The sequence below is a fragment of the Butyricicoccus sp. OF10-2 genome, from assembly GCF_003481925.1.
GTDB classification, from domain to species: Bacteria; Bacillota; Clostridia; order Oscillospirales; family Butyricicoccaceae; genus Agathobaculum; species Agathobaculum butyriciproducens.
Genome location: NZ_QUMC01000065.1, coordinates 1 through 1,092, shown reverse-complemented (window position 1 = coordinate 1,092; position 1,092 = coordinate 1). Strand labels below are relative to the sequence as shown.

Here is a 1,092-nt window from a genome sequence, read left to right as displayed (position 1 = left end):
TTGTAGGTAAGCTGTGCTACCTGCGTACCATCGGGATTAGAGATGGTTTGCAGCTTGCCGTCATTCGAGAAAATGAACGCTGCGCCGTCCTCGTGCGTCATGCGGTAGCCGCCTGCCGCATCTTCCAGAACAAAGCCGCTGTCTGCCAGAGAATCATAGCCGCCGCCACGGAGCGTAAGGAAGATTTGCTCCTCACCGCCAGGCATTGTCACACGGATAATACCACGGTCATTGATGAGCGAATAGTCATAGCTGTGCGTAAAGCCAGTACCAGCGCACCCTTGTCGTAGCGCGAGTTGTAAACACGAAGGAAGGTCAGCGGGATAATGCCTTCCAGCTTCAAGTCCTCGTACATGAAGTTGTATGCACCTGTTACCATGTTTACAGGGTCAAGGTTCTGGTAGTCCAGCACCAAGCCTTCCAGTTCGGGGAAACCGGTCAATTCATTGCACGCCAGACTGCCGCTGACAAACTGCTCGTACAGCTTCTTGCGTACTTCATCGGACAAGCTGCCTTCCAGCATGAGGAATGCTGCCGTGCCATCTTCACCGACAACATAATCACGGTAGTCTACCAGCAGTTCGGTACTGACCGCAAACTTTTTCTTGCCGTTCTCCTGCTTCTGCGGCCAAGTATAGTTCTGACCGTGCGTGTGGCTGTCATCACTGCCGGTACACTCGACATTCTTATCCGGTCTGCCGAGCGGTTCAATTTCTACGGTCAGATAAAATACATCTTCATCGAGGTTCGGACCGATAATCGGAATACCATTGAGAGAGCCATCCCATATAAGCGTGTGCTTCATCATGGATACCGGCTCAATATCTTCACCGGCAAAGTTCTTGTCTGCTTGATAAATGCCGTCCTCGGACAGTTCTACCAAACCGCCGTCCGTTTTTGTAGCCGGTGTGTAGGGCGATACCATAGTGTCCGGTGAATCTTCGGGAAGCCATGCTTTAACATCGTTTGCACCGGAGAGCAGATAATTCTCTACAATCGAGCCGACAAATTCTTTCTTCAATCCATCGTCCGAAGGACTGCGGACATAGACATTGATATTCACATACTGCGTAAGCTGATACCCAAATTCCA

The 1,092-nt window shown here is 50.8% G+C and carries 2 protein-coding genes; both read right to left on the bottom strand.

What is annotated here, in order from left to right; translation table 11 throughout:
- Positions 1 to 212: hypothetical protein (locus DXB00_RS16095; RefSeq protein WP_147359233.1), on the bottom strand; the 212-nt coding region annotated here is incomplete at its 3' end.
- A partial coding sequence (locus tag DXB00_RS16545; protein ID WP_158581343.1) for a DUF6531 domain-containing protein occupies positions 209 to 1,092 on the bottom strand: 884 nt, incomplete at its 5' end. The genes DXB00_RS16545 and DXB00_RS16095, both read right to left, overlap by 4 nt.